The sequence below is a fragment of the Syntrophales bacterium genome, from assembly GCA_035363115.1.
Taxonomy (GTDB): domain Bacteria; phylum Desulfobacterota; class Syntrophia; order Syntrophales; family PHBD01; genus PHBD01.
Genome location: DAOSEM010000007.1, coordinates 120,097 through 134,857 on the forward strand (window position 1 = coordinate 120,097; position 14,761 = coordinate 134,857).

Genomic DNA, 14,761 nt, shown 5'->3' on the forward strand with positions numbered 1-14,761 from the left:
GGTTCTCTCGTCACAGAAATCCGCCGAAGGTCAGGGCCCGCCGGTCCACTGCAAGCCCCATGGCGGCATGGACCAGCTCGTTCTGCTTCACGATGAACGGGTGATAGACCAGCCGGTATTCTCCGGGATGGATCCTTATGTCCTGCAGGCCGGCCAGAAACATCCGTTTGTTCGCCGCGATGTTGGCCATCGTGATCGGAATGGTCTCGAAAGCCTCGGAGAGCGGCAGGGTGACCGGGTGGGCCGGAATCTTCGGCAGAACGTCCAGTTCTTTCTCCTCCGGCTGGAAGATCGTCATCTGGCGGGCCCAGCGGATGAAGAGGGCCGGATTCACCTTGAAGGCGGGGGACCAGAAATGGACCGGCGCCGCCTCCAGGGTGGGGGTCGCCACCCTCGGGAGATTGCCCAGGCGGATCAGGTCGGCAATGGAATCCATGGGAATCCCTTTGAAATGGGCTGCTAGGCGCCAGAAAGGCAGGTACAGGAATGGTTCGGAGGGGCTTTCCAGGTAGCCGAACGGGACGGGTTGAAATTCTGCTCCGTTGCAACTCCAGGCGGAGTTGCAGTTCCGGCAGGTCATGACCAGGGCGTCTCTTTCCCCCTCCATGTCCCAGCCGCAATAGGGGCAAAGGGTTGAAACGAAACGGACATTCCAGGGGGTGGCAGCGGGGAGACGGGTAAGGACGTCCCGGAATTCCTTTTGGCAATCGGGGAACGGCTTCCGGAGGATCGCATCGCACAGACGGTCTCCCTCCAGGTATGCAGGTGTATAAATAATGCTGACTGTTTCGCCGATGTAGGCCTGGTCAGCCAGGCGGGTCGGGCGGCCGTCGGTATCGAATCGGGGCGCCGCCTCCCTGGGCAGACGTCCCGCTGCGAGGAACCTGCCTTCCGTCTTGTCGCTCACGAAATGGAGCTTCATGGCCTGGGGACGGAGACCCAGCGAAGCCGGAGGTCCGGCCGTGTCGAGGGCCAGGATGTTCGTGTCCACGAATCGCTGCTGCAACTCGAGGTCGGCCATCCGGTATGCCAGCCCCTTGAGCCGCCAGTAGGGAACAAAAAGAATTTTCCTGCCCGGTTGGGGAGGGGGGGGGATATAGTACCGGAAAGGACCGGCCGAGGCCAGGTAGAGCTTCGTCCGGCAGTACCCGCAAAGAAATAGGCGATCCGTCTCGTCCAGGGTGACGGGAGCCCCGCACTGCGGGCACTGCTGCTCGATCTGCCAGTTAGATCCGCTCGCCGCAGGCATTGCAGAAAGAAGATCCCGGCAGGTTTTCCGTCCCGCAGGCGCCGCACTTCTTCATCACGGGCTTTTCATCCGCCGGCTTTCCGCATGCCGGGCAGAACCGGCCCTGGGGCGGAATGTCCCCGCCGCAGGAAGCACACTTTTTGTACAGCAGGAGCGGCTGGCCACAGAAGGAACAAAACTTGGCCCCCTTCGGAACGGGCTGGCTGCATCCTGGACAGGAGAGGGCGGCCTCGGCCGTGCCGGTACCAGCCGTTGCGCCGGGTCGGAAAGCGTCGGCGAACATGGCGGGCATCATGAAGCCCATTCCCATGCCCAAGGCCGAACCGGCTTCGGCCTGATTCGCAGCGGCGCTTTCCAGGGCCATGGCGGCCTTCATCTTGAGTAGCTTGTTCAGGTCGTCAAACACCCCCAGCTTGCTCTTGTCGTCGATGGCTTTCTGGACCTCCGGCGGGGGCGTGATGGAATTGATGTAGAGATCCAGCAGTCTCAGCCCGAACTGCGCCAGGTCCTCCTGGAGGAGTTGCCTGAGCCCCGCCGACAGCTCGTCGTACTTCGCCGGCAGATTGAAGATCGTGTCGATCTGCTCTCCCATGAAGTCGTTGAACCGCGATGCGATGACGCGGCTCAGGTATTCTTCCAGGTCTGCCGTTCCGTAGGATGCCTTCGTTCCCACCAAGCTGTTGATGAAGAGGACCGGCTGGACGATCCGGATGTTGAAGACGCCGAAGGCCCGCAGGCGGATCAGGCCGAGTTCGGAGTCACGGAAAGCCACGGGATCGCGGGTTCCCCATTTCAAATTTGGGAAGACCTTCATGTTGGCCATGTAGACTTCCGCCCGGAGGGGACTGGTCATTCCCCAGGGGGTGCTCAGGATCTTCGTCAGGATCGGGATGTTCATCGTCTTCAGGGTGTGCCGTCCCGGTCCGAGGGCATCCACGGCCTTACCGTTGTAGAAGAAGACCGCCGCCTGGCTTTCCCGCACGGTCAACTGTGCCCCCCACTTGATCTCCCCCGAACCTTCCTGGGGGATGCGGTGAGCAAGCTCCTGCCCCGAATCGTCGAACCACTCGATGACTTCCAGAAAGACAATGTTGTTTGTGCCCATGGGAACCCCCCCTGTTGCGGATGCGTGCCGGTCCCGGAACGGTGAACGGAACGGCGCTGATGATAGGAATCCCCCCGAAATCTGTCAAGAACAAAAGGTTTTGGCCGTTTGAACTTTCAACCGGAATGGTATAAGAAAGCGCTCATGGATTCATCGGGGAACGATTCCAGCCGGGTCTACCAGGGAAAGGCGCTCATTGCCGACCCGATCTATTCGTATGCTTTCTTCACCGTGCCGACGCCGGGTACGGCCGGGGAGGTGACCGAAAAGGACCTGATCGACACGCCCTGGCTCCAGAGGCTTCGACGGATTTATCAGCTCCAGAGCGCCCGCTGGGTCTATCCCTCCGCGGAGCATACCCGCTTCCAGCACTCCCTGGGGACGATGCACAACGCCGGCGAGTTTGCCCGGCACCTTTATCCCAGCCTCAAGAATATCTGCGCCGACGCCCCGAGCCTTCCCTTTGTGGAAGAGCTCCTGCGCCTGGGCGGCCTCCTCCACGACGTGGGCCACGGCCCATACGGACACTTCTTTGACGATCACTACCTGTCACGTTACGGGCTGACGCACGAGGATCTCGGAGGGCTGATCATCACGCGCCGGCTCGGCCGAATGATCACCAGGATCCGGCGAAGCCCCGATGGGCCGTTTGACGAGGGCGAACGGCTGAATCCGGGTGATGTGGCCTTCCTGATCAAGAGACCGTCCAGGGCCGACGGAAGAAAGCCCCGCTGGCTCCGTTTCCTGCGCCAGCTTTTCTCGGGGATCTACACCGTGGACAACCTCGATTATGTCCAACGGGACGCGTACATGACCGGCTTTTCCCTGGATATGGTGGACATGGCCCGGCTCCGGTTCTATACTTTTTTCACGGAGAAAGGCCTTACCCTTCACAAGGCCGGCGTGACCGCCCTGAGCCGCTTCGTCAATGCCCGCCTGAACCTGTACACGAACGTCTATTTCCATCGCACGACCCGCGCGCTGGATCTTCATCTCCAGGAGGTTTTCAGCGATACCCTCGACCTGCTCCTGACGGGGAGCCCTGCGGATGACCTGGACGGGTATCTCGATTGCGACGAGTGGCGGCTTTTCCAGGAGGTCCGGTCGTGGCAGGGATGCGGAGACCGGAAGAAGGAGCGCCTCGCCCGCCAGTGGCAACGGTTCTACAATCGGGAGCTGAAGTGGAAAATGGCCTATTCGACGGAGATCCCCGTTGATCGTCTCCCGAGGGGCACCCAATTCTCCAGCGCCGCCCATTTTGAAGAGCGGATCCGCTCTCTCCTGCCGAAGCCCTTGCGGGGCCTGTCATTCCGGGTCGATCTGGCGACGCAGGATCCCCGTCCCATCAATCCGATGGCGGAATCGGAGAGGCGCATCCTGATCTTCGACCCGGTGACGGGGCAGACCTCTGCGGAGCCCCTCCGGGAGATCTACCGGTTCATCCCCGCCCGGGTGGTTCATTTCCGGGTATTTGCACTCAACCACGCCCATGATCGATCCTTCTCCGCGGCTGCGGAAAAGGCCCTTGAATTGATTGAAGAAGCCTCCTCTACGAACGTATGATCTCCCGACCTCCTTCCGAGACCACAGACATCACGCTTTTCGTCCGCACGTCCGGCGAGGAGATCGCCCGATGGAACCGCCAGCGCATCGTTGACGCCCTGATGCGGGAGACCGACATCGACCGGGAGACAGCCGAGGCTGTGAGTCGGGAGGTGGAAAAACAGATTGTCGCATCGGGAATCGCCGTCCTGACGGCTTCCCTCATCCGTGAAATGGTGGACGCAAAGCTGATTGAGCGGGGCCTGGAACAAGCAAGAAAAATGCATGCCCGCCTCGGCTTCCCCCTGTACGACGTGCGGCAGCTCATTTTTCACGAGAACAAGGAAAACGCAAATATTCCGCACGGTCCGGAGGGTACCAATCTTCTTCTGGCCGAGGGCGTCAAACGCGAATACGCGCTCCATGAAGTGTTTTCCCAGGAGGTAGGGGATGCCCATGCATCCGGTGACATCCACCTCCACGGCCTTGGCTTTGTCGATCGGCCCTACAGCGCCTGCCTCACCCTGGAGCATCTCAAGAAAGCGGGGCTGTGCCTTCCCCATTCCATGAACGCAGCCAAGCCGGCGAAACATCCGGAGGTTCTGCTGGCTCACATGGTCCGGTTCAGCTCGGTCCTTCAGGGGCACCTTGCCGCCATGGTGGCGTGGGACGGGATCAACCTGTCGTTTGCCCCCTACCTGGCGGGGATGTCGGACCGGGAAATCCGCCAGTTCGCCCAGATGCTTGTTTATGAGTTTTCACAACTCACCGCCGGCAGGGGCGGACAGGCAATGTTCACGGACATTCACCTTTATTGGGACATTCCGCCGCATTTCAAGGGACTGAAAATCACCGGGCCGGGTGGAATGGAGAAATCCGGGAGCTATGCCGATTGTCTGCCCGATGCCAGGCGGTTCATATCGGCTCTTCTGGAGGTATTTCGAAAGGGCGACGCCACGGGACGGCCGTTCGTTTTCCCCCGCCCCTTGATACATCTGACCGAGAGCTTTTTCGCCGATCCCCAGGGGGGGCCGCTGCTGGAACAGGCAGCCGAGGCGGCTGTAGAGAAGGGAAACCCCTGTTTTGTCTTTGACCGGGGGGCACTTCCGTCCCTTTTTGGCCCGGGATTTCCGGGAACGCTGTCCGGAGGGGAGGCATCCCGATCCTTCCTTCTTCACAACGTCACCATCAACCTGCCCCGCCTGGGCTATCTGGCCGGTGGGGACGATAACCGGCTGTTCGAGCTGCTGGGGGACAGGGTCGATCTGGCTGCCCGGGCACACCTTCAGAAGAAACGATACCTGGAGAGCCTGATCGGCCTGGGTGATGAAGGTCCCCTGGCCACCCTGGTCATGGCCATGAACGGGGAGCCGTTCATGGATATAGCCCGGTCCGCATCGCTCGTGGGGATGGTGGGTCTCCACGAACTCGTTTTGCTTCACCGGGGCGAGGGGCTGAACGGGTCGGACAATGCCAGGAAATTCGGCCTGGAGGTAGTGCGCCGGCTGGAATCCGCTGCGGCGGAGCAGGGAAGGCGCCTCGGAATTCAACTTCTGGCGGGACAGACGCATGCGGAGACGACCTCGTACCGTTTTGCCCGCCTGGACCTTAAGTACCATTCCCCCCGGGCCGGTCATACGGTGCGGGGGAATCTTGCCCGGGGGGAGCTGTATTACACGAACTCCACCCATCAGCCCATCTCCGATCCGATGGAGCCCTTCGAGCGGGCCAGGCTGGAAGGAGCCTTCCACCCTTATCTGCCTGCGTTCCCGATCACCCAGATCTGGCTGGGAGAGGAAAGGCCGTCGCCTGAAACGGTATCACGCTTTCTTGAACGGGTCTTCCGGGAAACGACCTGCGGCTGCATATCCCTGTCGCCGGAATTCACATCCTGTCTCCATTGTTCCGCTGTCGAACGCGGACTCAGGGACACCTGCGGGCGCTGCGGTTCCACCCGGATGGAGCAGATCGCCCAGATCACGCAGTATTTCAGTCGGGTATCGGCATGGAACCGAGGAAAGCGGGCGGAGCTCAGGGATCGGACGCGAGGATTTCCTTCCCGTCCCTGAGATCAGGGGCATCATCTGTTTCAACGTCACTTCACATTGCCACCCATTCCCGGTTTGTCCTCCGGAACCCTCGCTTCTGCAGGCAGGAAAGAGGCCTGTACCCTTGACATTGCCGGGATCGATTCCTACATTAGGCACGCTTTGGGAAGTACGGGCTTGTCGGCAATAAAGACAATAAAACAGGGGCCTTATGGAAGACAAGATCGTTCAGAGATTTCGAGAGAGTGCCCATCTGAAAGATGTCTTCATCAACGACAACCTGGGAAAAATTGTGGGGGCTGTCGTTGCGATCACAGCCGCCTTGAAGGCGGGAAACAAGATCCTGCTTTTTGGAAACGGAGGATCCGCGGGTGATGCCCAGCATCTGGCAGGAGAGTTCGTCAACCGCTTTATGATCGAGCGGCCGCCTCTTCCGGCTATCGCCTTGACGACCGATTCGTCCGTGATTACGAGCATCGCCAACGACTTTGATTTTGGTGAAATATTCAGCAAGCAGATCCGGGCCTTGGGACAACCGGGCGACATCGCCTGGGGAATCAGCACCAGCGGCGTGTCGGCCAACGTTCTCAAAGGGCTGGAAACGGCCAAGAAAATCGGGATGATCACGCTGGCCATGACGGGGAAGGACGGTGGCCCGATAGCCCGCATGGCGGATCACTCCCTGAATGTGGCCTCCAGCAGCACCCCCCGCATTCAGGAGGTGCACATCACGGTCGGACACGTGATCTGCGAGATGGTGGATTATAAACTTTTTCAGAAGCCGGACCTGAAATGAATTGAAATGAAGGCAACCCGGCCCCTGGATAGATGATGGATGATGGATATGGTCAAGAAGCCGAAACAGGAACATACCGAGGTGCATGGTCCGGGAGGCGAGCCGTTATCCCGTGCAGGGGCGGATGCCGACGGTGCGGATTTTGTGAAAGATACCGTGGAATCCCTGAGGGCGAAACTGCAGGAGAAGGAGAGGGAGGCTGCCGAGAATTACGACCGGTATCTGCGTGCCATGGCTGAACTGGACAATTTTAGAAAGCGTGCCGCCAGGGACAGAATGGACGCTGTCAAGTACGGGAACGAACACATTCTGAAAGACCTGCTCCCGCTGACGGACGCCATGGACCGTGCCTTGCACCACTCGGAGACGTCCTGCGATTTCGAGGCCTTCCGAAAGGGGCTCGACCTGCTTCGGTCCCAGTTGACAGCCTGCCTGGGCCGTCATGGTGTGGAGGCCATCGATTGCCTCCATAAGCCGTTCGATCCGAATCTGCATGAAGCACTGATGCAGGTATCCGGGGATGAGCATGAAGACAACGAGGTCGTGGACGAACTGGAGAAAGGGTACCTGCTGAACGGTCGCCTGTTGAGGCCCGCCAAGGTGTCCGTCTGCAAACGAACCGGCGGCAAAATTCATTGTGAAGATGAAACCGCCCGAAACGGCGGCTAAGGAGGAAGGATCATGGGAAAGATTATCGGAATTGACTTGGGGACGACCAACTCGTGCGTTGCCATCATGGAGGGGGGAGACCCCGTCGTCATCGCGAACCAGGAGGGAAACCGCACCACGCCGTCTGTCATCGCGTTTCCGGACAGCGGGGAGCGCCTGGTCGGTCAGGTGGCCAGGCGACAGGCCATCACCAATCCCGAAAATACGGTTTATGCCATCAAGCGCCTCATCGGCCGGAAATTCTCGTCGAAAGAGGTTCAGTATGACAAGTCCATCACGGCGTTCAAAATTACGGAGGCGCCCAACGGCGACGCCCAGGTGTCCGTCCGGGGACGGAACTACAGTCCCGCCGAGATCTCCTCGATGGTCCTGGTAAAAATGAAGCAGACCGCGGAGGACTACCTGGGGCAGAAGGTGACGGATGCCGTCATTACCGTACCGGCCTATTTTAACGACTCCCAGCGCCAGGCGACGAAGGATGCCGGAAAGATCGCCGGGCTCAATGTACTACGCATCATCAACGAACCGACGGCGGCCGCACTGGCATACGGCCTGGAAAAGAAGAAGGACCAGAAGATCGCCGTCTTCGACCTCGGTGGCGGAACTTTCGACATCTCGATTCTGGAAATCGGGGACGGGGTGTTTGAAGTAAAGTCCACCAACGGGGACACGCACCTCGGAGGCGAGGACTTCGACCAGAAACTGATCGACTTCCTGGTAACGGAATTCAAGAAAGACCAGGGGATCGACCTGAGAAACGATCGGATGGCGCTTCAGCGTCTCAAGGAGGCGGCAGAGAAGGCCAAGATGGAGCTGTCCACCTCCATGGAGACGGACATCAATCTTCCCTTCATCACCGCGGACGCCTCGGGTCCGAAACATATGAATATCAAGCTCACCCGAGCCAAACTGGAAGCGCTCGTGGAGGATCTGATCGAGAAGCTGGAGCCTCCCTGCCGGATGGCCATGAAGGATGCATCCCTGGCGCCGAAGGACATCGACGAGGTCATTCTCGTTGGAGGAATGACCCGTATGCCCCGGGTGCAGCAGAAGGTCAAGGAGATGTTCGGGAAAGAGCCCCACAAGGGGGTCAATCCGGATGAGGTCGTGGCCGTGGGAGCCGCGATCCAGGGCGGTGTTCTCGCGGGTGACGTGAAAGACGTGCTGCTGCTGGACGTGACGCCCCTGTCCCTCGGCATCGAGACGCTGGGCGGAGTCATGACGAAGCTGATCGAGAAGAATACGACCATCCCCACGAAGAAGAGCCAGGTCTTCTCGACGGCGGCGGACAACCAAACGGCCGTGACGATTCACGTCCTCCAAGGCGAGCGCCCCATGGCAGCGGACAACCGGACCCTCGGTCACTTCGAGCTCGTCGGCATTCCGGCGGCTCCGCGGGGAGTCCCGCAGGTCGAAGTCACCTTCGACATCGACGCCAACGGCATCGTCCATGTGGCGGCAAAGGACCTCGGAACGGGGAAGGAGCAGAGCATCCGCATTACGGCATCCAGCGGCCTCTCGGATGACGAGATCCAGCGCTTTGTCAAGGAGGCGGAGCTCCACGCCGATGATGACAAGAGGAAGCGTGAGCTCATCGAGGCCCGGAACCATGCCGATGCCTTTGCATACAGCGTGGAGAAGAACGTGAAGGAATTCGGCGACAAGATCGATGCCGCCGAGAAGACGCGCATCGAAGAGGCGATTGCCCGGCTGAAAAAAGCCATTGAAGGCGACGATCTCGAGGCCATCAAATCGGCACAGGAGGAATTGACCACGGCATCCCACAAGCTGGCGGAGGCCATGTATGCCAAGTCCACCGCCGGACCCGGGACCGGACCCCAGGACGCCGGTGGAGGAGCGGCGGGTGGGGCCCAGCAGTCCGCCGGGAAGAAAGACGACGATGTCGTGGACGCCGATTTCGAGGAGGTCAAGTAAGCACAGTCCCCCGATTTGAGGCCCGGGGCCGGTCAGACCGGTTCCGGGCCTTTTTTTGTCGACGGAGGGACGTATTTCCTGTAGCATGTCAACGCTTGATTCCGGTGGTCCACCAATGAAACGTTTCCTCTTTATCATTCTGTCCATTCTGATCTTCTCCCTTCCCGCCCGGGTTGCCTTGTGCTCGGATCAGCGGGGCTTCCCGCCCGTTTCCGGAAAGGCTGGGGAAAAAAGCACAACGGCGACGATCGGCGTCATTCTTCCGCTCAGCGGTAAATATGCAGCCTATGGGAACCGTGTCCTGGACGCCATCCTGATGGCCGCGGCCGTTTGGGATCGCACGAACCACTCCCGTCTCACCTTGCAGATCCGCGATTCAGAAAGCCGTTCCGAGACTCTTTACGGCCTGGTTCAGGAACTGGCGGATCGCGAGAAGGTCATCCTGATTCTCGGGCCGCTGGGGGAGGGAACGGAGGCGGCACGCCTCGCACGGGAAAAGAAGGTGCCGATCCTCGTGTTTACCCAGCAGGAGGGAATCGGTGGCGAGAATGGCTATGTCCTGAGAGATTCCCTTACAATCCGGCAACAGATTCAGGCCCTGGCCGACCATGCCGTCACTCGAAAGGGGCTTCGGCGCTTTGCCATGCTCCATCCCGGGGACCATAGCGGCAGGGAAGCGGCAATGCTGTTCCGGGAGGAAGTGACCCGCCGCGGCGGACGGATCCTGCGCGAGCGAACGTATGGCCGCCGGCAGGCTGATTTTGCGGACGAGATCCGGTCCCTGACCGGCGTCAAGGGGATTCCCGGAAAAGTGATTGTGGAGCCGGAGGGAACGATCGAGATTAAGGGATCAGCGGCCGTGGATTTCGAAGCCCTTTTCCTTCCCGATTCCCTGGGACCGGCATTGCTGACGGCCTCGCAACTGGCCGATCTTCAAATCGGGGGTGTCCAGATGATGGGCCTGTCATCCTGGAACCATCCCGCCAGGCTTCGGACGGGAGGGAACGTTCTGGAAGGAGCCGTTTTTACGGATATGTTCTGCACGAATGATCCATCCCGGGCGGTCCATAATTTTATTGAGCGGTATTATGCAGCAACCGGTCGTGAACCGGGAAGCCTCGAGGCAATGGCATTTGACGGGACGAATCTTGCCGTCCGGATCATCCTGGATGAGAAACCCGGTTCCAGGGAGGAACTGCGACGGATGATCCTTGAGAACCGGGATTTCCGGGGAGTTGCCGGCAGGCTTGAATTTGCACCGGACGGAGAGAGCCGGAGGAGCGCCGTGATACTGAGAATCACCCAGGGCCAGATCGTGCCCGTGAGAGAATAGAGGATTCCCGATGAGGTTTCTGCTGACGAATGACGACGGGATCTATGCCCGGGGGCTTGCTGCCCTGCATCGCGAATTGTCCCTGGATGCCGAGTGTCTCGTTGTGGCCCCGGAGGTGGAACAGAGCGCCGTGGGGCACGCCATCACACTGTTCAGACCGCTGATGGTGAGAAAGGCCAGGAAGAACGGACAGTCCCTCGGCTATGCCGTAGCGGGGACGCCGGCGGATTGCGTGAAGATCGGCATCCGGGAACTGGCCGGCGGGCCCGTGGACCTGGTGGTCTCCGGCATCAACCTGGGGGCCAATGTCGGAATCAACGTCCTCTATTCGGGCACCGTCTCGGCGGCCACGGAAGGAGCCATCATGGGGGTTCCGTCCGTGGCGATTTCCCTGGACACCCACCGGGAAGCCGATTTTTCTTTTGCCGCCCGGTTTGCCCGGAAAATCTGCCGCTTTATGATGGAATACCCTTTCCCGAAAAACCTCTCGCTCAATGTGAACATCCCGGCGCTGCCGGAGGACCGGATCCGGGGCGTGACCGTCGTAAAACAGGGAAAGGCCCGTCTCATCGAGAGTTTCGAGAAGCGTGTGGATCCCAGGGACAACACCTATTACTGGCTGGCTGGAGAAACGCAGCCGGCGCCCTCGGAAGACGCCGACTCGGACATCACCGCCCTCCGGAAGGGCTGGATCACCATCACGCCCATTCACAGCGACCTGACGCGGATGGACGTATTCGGCGACCTGAGGGATCTGGTGGAGAAGGACCTCAACGGGTCAGGAGAACCGGGACGGGGCTCTTCCGGATGACGTGGCTGGTTGTGCTCCCTACCAAAAGCTCCCGGAGCCGGTTGTGCCCGTAGGCCCCCATCACCAGGAGCTCGGTGGAGCCCTCCTTAAGGAAGCGGAGAATTTCCCGATCTTCCTTCCCGGTCAACTGGACGATGTCCCAGTCGATGATCCAGGCGTCCAGCAGCGTCTCCGCCTGTTTGCACACCCGGTCCGATACGGCGGGATCGTTCGATACCGTGACAACCGTCAGAGGCCAGGCGGCCTTGTCGGAGAGTTCGGCAGCCAGCTTCAGGGCATGGTCGGCGGGAGGGCTGCCGTCGTAGGCGAGGGCCATGCTTTCTATATCCCGGTAGGTCGCTGGCGTTACGAGGACCGGTTTTCCCGCTTTCCGGACTACCGATTCGGCCGTTGTGCCCAGAATCGCTCCGCCTCCGAGATGGAAGTGCTCGCCGCGCTGGGCCAGGATGATCCAGTCCGCCTGCTGGCCCTCCTCAATGATAACCTCGTCGATGACCCCGAGACGCTTTTTGATGTCCGGTCTCAACCCCGCATCTTCGCACGTTTGTCGAAACGTCTTCAGAATGGCATCCGCTTTTGTCTCCAGCGTGTTTTCCATGACCGGAAGAAACTCCTGGCATGGGGGGATGCCGACGGAACCCGAGATGTCGCTGAAAACGGGGGCCTGCAATTGCAGAAGTTCCATGACATGAAGTCCCGTGAGCCGGGCATCGAGTTTCCGGGCAATGTAGATTCCGTATTCCAGGGCTGTCATGCTGTGGGCGGAGCCGTCTGTGGCGATGAGGATGTGCTCGATCACGTTCTTTCCCTCCTGTCCGATTCCTCGTCCTCCTCACGATAGGTCTCCAGGTCCCGCAGCATGTTGTCGGCCTGCCGCTCCTTTTCCTGCCATTCTTCCTCTGAATCCGGGATATCTTCGTTTTCGGAGACGGTTCGGACCGGCTCGCCCTTTTCATTGAAGGACTGGAACCTTCCGACCAGCTTGCCGTTCCGGTAAACGGCCTGTTCCCGGATCTGTCCGTTGCGGTGCCAGGCCTTGTATTCACCTTCCCGCCGGTCGTTCTCGAAGAAGCCCTCTTCCTTCAACTGGCCTGTCTTGTACCATGACCGGTAGGGTCCGTGCAGCTTCCCGTCTGCGAATAATTCTTCCTCCCTGGCCTGTCCGGTCCGGTAATACATCCGGTAGGGGCCGTCCAGCCGGCCACCCCGGTAGTTTTCCTGTTCCCGGATCTGCCCGTTTTCGTACCAGGAGGTATAGCTCCCCTCGAAGCGGTCGTCCAGGAAGGACGCCCGCTCCCGGATCCGGCCGTCCCGGTAGTAGGCTTCGGCTTCTCCCTGGCGCATGCCGTTCCGGAATTGCATCCGCACCATGACCTGCCCGTTGGCGTAATAAGATGTGTACTCGCCGTCGAGCTTCTTCCCGAGAAGGGTTTTGTGCTCCTTGATATGCTTGTTCTCTTCGTCGTAGTAGGCGATGACTTCTCGTGGAGTTTCGGCTTTTTTTGCCATGAGACGGTTTCCTCTGGTTCGTTTCCGGGACGGATTTTCAGGGATGGTCAGCGATCCATACCGTTGATGCCGTCTCCATGTCAAGGCGGAGCGTCGAGGGCGCACCGGGATGCCTCCGGTCCGGCCCTTTCACGTTGACAAACAAGGTCGCCTCTCATAGACTGACCGCCGTTTGTCAACGCATCTTCGGGGTGCCGCCGTGAATCGACCTGAAGCCTCGAAAATACCTGGAAGCGGGTGCGCATGCTCCTGACCGATCTCGACACATCCCGCATTGCCATTATCGGACCGGGCCGCCTGGGAACATCCTTCGCCTACAAATTCGGCCGGGACAACAAGCGCGTGACCATTTACTATCACGACGCTGCCGTTTGCAAATCCATCAACCGGGAGCATCTCAATCCTATCCATCTGACGGAAGATCTGGCCCGGCGCCTGGGGAGCATGGACGAGGTGCCCCGGCTGGGCCCCAAGGTTTTTGCCACCAACGACCTCGAACGGATCGTGGAAGACAACGACTTTATCGTTCTGGCCCTGACGATGAACCGCCTTCCGGAATTCCTCGACTACCTGAAACCCATCATGGAAAGAAAGGGCGGGGATACCTGCCTCATCTCCCCCATCAAGGGACTGGCGGCGGATCCGATCACCAAGGAGCTGATGACTCCTTCCCAGATGATCCACAACAGCCTCTACAGGCTGAAGTACAAGTACGATATCGTCTGCATCGGCGGTCCGTTTTTCGATGTGGACATTGCCCTGGGGAACCCCGTGTGCGTGACCGTGGCCGGGAAGAAGCGGAACGCCATGCTTGTCAGGGAGCGGATCATCAAGTTCAACCGGCGGGAATTGTCTTCCTATTACAACTTCGACATTGTCGGGGTCGAGGCCTGCGGATCCCTTAAGAACATCGTGGCCAACATCAAGGGGGTTGCGGACTGCCTGAAACTCGGCGATTCCATTCCCGGCACCCTGTTTGCCCGGTCCGGCGTTGAGATCCGATCCCTTTCGAAGCTCCTGGGGGGGAGCTTCCAGGCCTTTTTCAGCCAGGCCGGGGTAGGCGACATGTACGTTACCGTCTCTTCCGAGGCGAGCAAGAACTATCGGTACGGGAAGCTGTTTTACGAATTGTACTCGGGCAATCCCATCGAAACGAACCTGAAGGTCCTGGAAAAGATCGACGGGACTCCGGAAGGACCCAACACCATCCGGAACGTCCAGAAATTCCTGGAGAAGAAAAACATGTACAGCCCTCTCTTCTCCTGCGCCTATCGCATCTTCAACGAAGGGGGAAGCAAGAACGACATTCGCGAGCTGCTCATTCAGGCCTGCCAGTTCGACAAGCGAACAAAGGAATACATCGGCCCGATTTCCCGGATCCTCTACCGGCTTATTCCGAATCTCTGGTACCGGCGGCACAAGGGATTTCTGGGCCGGGTCGACATCTGAAAGGGAAAATCACCTTGACTTTCCCGATTTCCGTGTGATATTTCCTCCCCCACTTTTGCAGAGAGACGTTCACATGACCGTATTGAAGGCAGCAATATCCAGGTTGTGGTGGTGGCAGGCGCACAGCGTCTGCCCGTAGCGTTCTTTGCCGAAAAGAGCCGTGGGCAGGGGGATCCCTTCCCATGACTCTGACAAACCTGAAAGAGCATGCCATGGGAAGACCCCATGGCATTTTTTTTGCCGTGACGGGTTCTTCCCGAAGGGGCCGGAGGACTTCGCGGATGGGCGGGTCCGGGGCCGATCAGCCGACAACGA

At 59.7% G+C, this 14,761-nt stretch carries 12 protein-coding genes; 8 read left to right on the forward strand and 4 right to left on the reverse strand.

Going from position 1 to position 14,761, the window contains the following annotated elements:
• Window positions 1–10: 10 nt before the first annotated feature.
• The gene (locus PLO63_13525) at window positions 11–1,249 is read right to left on the reverse strand and encodes a hypothetical protein (GenBank protein ID HOI75159.1); all 1,239 of its coding nucleotides are present in this window, start codon (window positions 1,247–1,249) and stop codon (window positions 11–13) included.
• Window positions 1,227–2,354 carry an SPFH domain-containing protein gene (locus tag PLO63_13530; GenBank protein ID HOI75160.1) on the reverse strand — a complete coding sequence of 376 codons (1,128 nt, stop codon included), beginning with the start codon at window positions 2,352–2,354 and terminating at the stop codon, window positions 1,227–1,229. The genes PLO63_13525 and PLO63_13530 overlap by 23 nt, the downstream gene beginning before the upstream one ends.
• 144 nt (window positions 2,355–2,498) lie before the next feature.
• On the opposite strand from PLO63_13530, the gene PLO63_13535 reads away from it, so the two are divergent.
• The 7 genes from PLO63_13535 to surE all read left to right on the forward strand — a co-directional run bounded on the left by PLO63_13535 (window position 2,499) and on the right by surE (window position 11,488).
• Window positions 2,499–3,917: an HD domain-containing protein gene (locus PLO63_13535; GenBank protein ID HOI75161.1), complete on the forward strand. Its 1,419-nt coding sequence runs from the start codon at window positions 2,499–2,501 to the stop codon at window positions 3,915–3,917.
• Complete coding sequence (locus tag PLO63_13540; GenBank protein HOI75162.1) at window positions 3,914–5,965, forward strand: anaerobic ribonucleoside-triphosphate reductase; 2,052 nt, start codon at window positions 3,914–3,916, stop codon at window positions 5,963–5,965. The genes PLO63_13535 and PLO63_13540 overlap by 4 nt, the downstream gene beginning before the upstream one ends.
• A gap of 190 nt (window positions 5,966–6,155) precedes the next feature.
• A complete protein-coding gene (locus PLO63_13545; protein ID HOI75163.1) occupies window positions 6,156–6,740 on the forward strand; it encodes a D-sedoheptulose 7-phosphate isomerase in 585 nt (194 codons plus the stop codon).
• A 144-nt stretch (window positions 6,741–6,884) separates the two neighbouring features.
• The gene (gene grpE / locus PLO63_13550) at window positions 6,885–7,409 is read left to right on the forward strand and encodes a nucleotide exchange factor GrpE (protein HOI75164.1); all 525 of its coding nucleotides are present in this window, start codon (window positions 6,885–6,887) and stop codon (window positions 7,407–7,409) included.
• Between the two features lie 12 nt (window positions 7,410–7,421).
• Entirely contained in the window at window positions 7,422–9,344 is a 1,923-nt protein-coding gene (gene dnaK / locus PLO63_13555) for a molecular chaperone DnaK (GenBank protein HOI75165.1), read from the forward strand.
• A 115-nt stretch (window positions 9,345–9,459) separates the two neighbouring features.
• A complete protein-coding gene (locus tag PLO63_13560; GenBank protein ID HOI75166.1) occupies window positions 9,460–10,677 on the forward strand; it encodes a penicillin-binding protein activator in 1,218 nt (405 codons plus the stop codon).
• Between the two features lie 10 nt (window positions 10,678–10,687).
• On the forward strand, window positions 10,688–11,488 hold the full coding sequence (gene surE, locus PLO63_13565) for a 5'/3'-nucleotidase SurE (GenBank protein ID HOI75167.1): 801 nt from the start codon (window positions 10,688–10,690) through the stop codon (window positions 11,486–11,488).
• Here the strand turns inward: surE and PLO63_13570 are convergent.
• Together PLO63_13570 and PLO63_13575 are read right to left on the reverse strand one after the other, a co-directional pair.
• On the reverse strand, window positions 11,448–12,287 hold the full coding sequence (locus PLO63_13570) for a universal stress protein (protein HOI75168.1): 840 nt from the start codon (window positions 12,285–12,287) through the stop codon (window positions 11,448–11,450). The genes surE and PLO63_13570 overlap by 41 nt on opposite strands.
• The gene (locus PLO63_13575) at window positions 12,284–12,997 is read right to left on the reverse strand and encodes a toxin-antitoxin system YwqK family antitoxin (GenBank protein ID HOI75169.1); all 714 of its coding nucleotides are present in this window, start codon (window positions 12,995–12,997) and stop codon (window positions 12,284–12,286) included. The genes PLO63_13570 and PLO63_13575 overlap by 4 nt, the downstream gene beginning before the upstream one ends.
• A gap of 243 nt (window positions 12,998–13,240) precedes the next feature.
• Here PLO63_13575 and PLO63_13580 point away from each other — a divergent pair, with 243 nt between their 5' ends.
• Complete coding sequence (locus tag PLO63_13580; GenBank protein HOI75170.1) at window positions 13,241–14,446, forward strand: hypothetical protein; 1,206 nt, start codon at window positions 13,241–13,243, stop codon at window positions 14,444–14,446.
• The last annotated feature ends 315 nt before the right edge of the window (window positions 14,447–14,761 follow it).

What these genes read in the sequence shown, in the direction of transcription:
- PLO63_13580 (HOI75170.1), top strand. Translation starts at nt 13,241, where the DNA reads ATGCTCCTGACCGATCTCGACACATCCCGCATTGCCATTATCGGACCG.
- PLO63_13545 (HOI75163.1), top strand. Translation starts at nt 6,156, where the DNA reads ATGGAAGACAAGATCGTTCAGAGATTTCGAGAGAGTGCCCATCTGAAA.
- PLO63_13540 (HOI75162.1), top strand. Translation starts at nt 3,914, where the DNA reads ATGATCTCCCGACCTCCTTCCGAGACCACAGACATCACGCTTTTCGTC.
- PLO63_13525 (HOI75159.1), bottom strand. Translation starts at nt 1,249, where the DNA reads ATGCCTGCGGCGAGCGGATCTAACTGGCAGATCGAGCAGCAGTGCCCG.
- PLO63_13530 (HOI75160.1), bottom strand. Translation starts at nt 2,354, where the DNA reads ATGGGCACAAACAACATTGTCTTTCTGGAAGTCATCGAGTGGTTCGAC.
- PLO63_13535 (HOI75161.1), top strand. Translation starts at nt 2,499, where the DNA reads ATGGATTCATCGGGGAACGATTCCAGCCGGGTCTACCAGGGAAAGGCG.
- surE (HOI75167.1), top strand. Translation starts at nt 10,688, where the DNA reads ATGAGGTTTCTGCTGACGAATGACGACGGGATCTATGCCCGGGGGCTT.
- dnaK (HOI75165.1), top strand. Translation starts at nt 7,422, where the DNA reads ATGGGAAAGATTATCGGAATTGACTTGGGGACGACCAACTCGTGCGTT.
- PLO63_13560 (HOI75166.1), top strand. Translation starts at nt 9,460, where the DNA reads ATGAAACGTTTCCTCTTTATCATTCTGTCCATTCTGATCTTCTCCCTT.
- PLO63_13575 (HOI75169.1), bottom strand. Translation starts at nt 12,997, where the DNA reads ATGGCAAAAAAAGCCGAAACTCCACGAGAAGTCATCGCCTACTACGAC.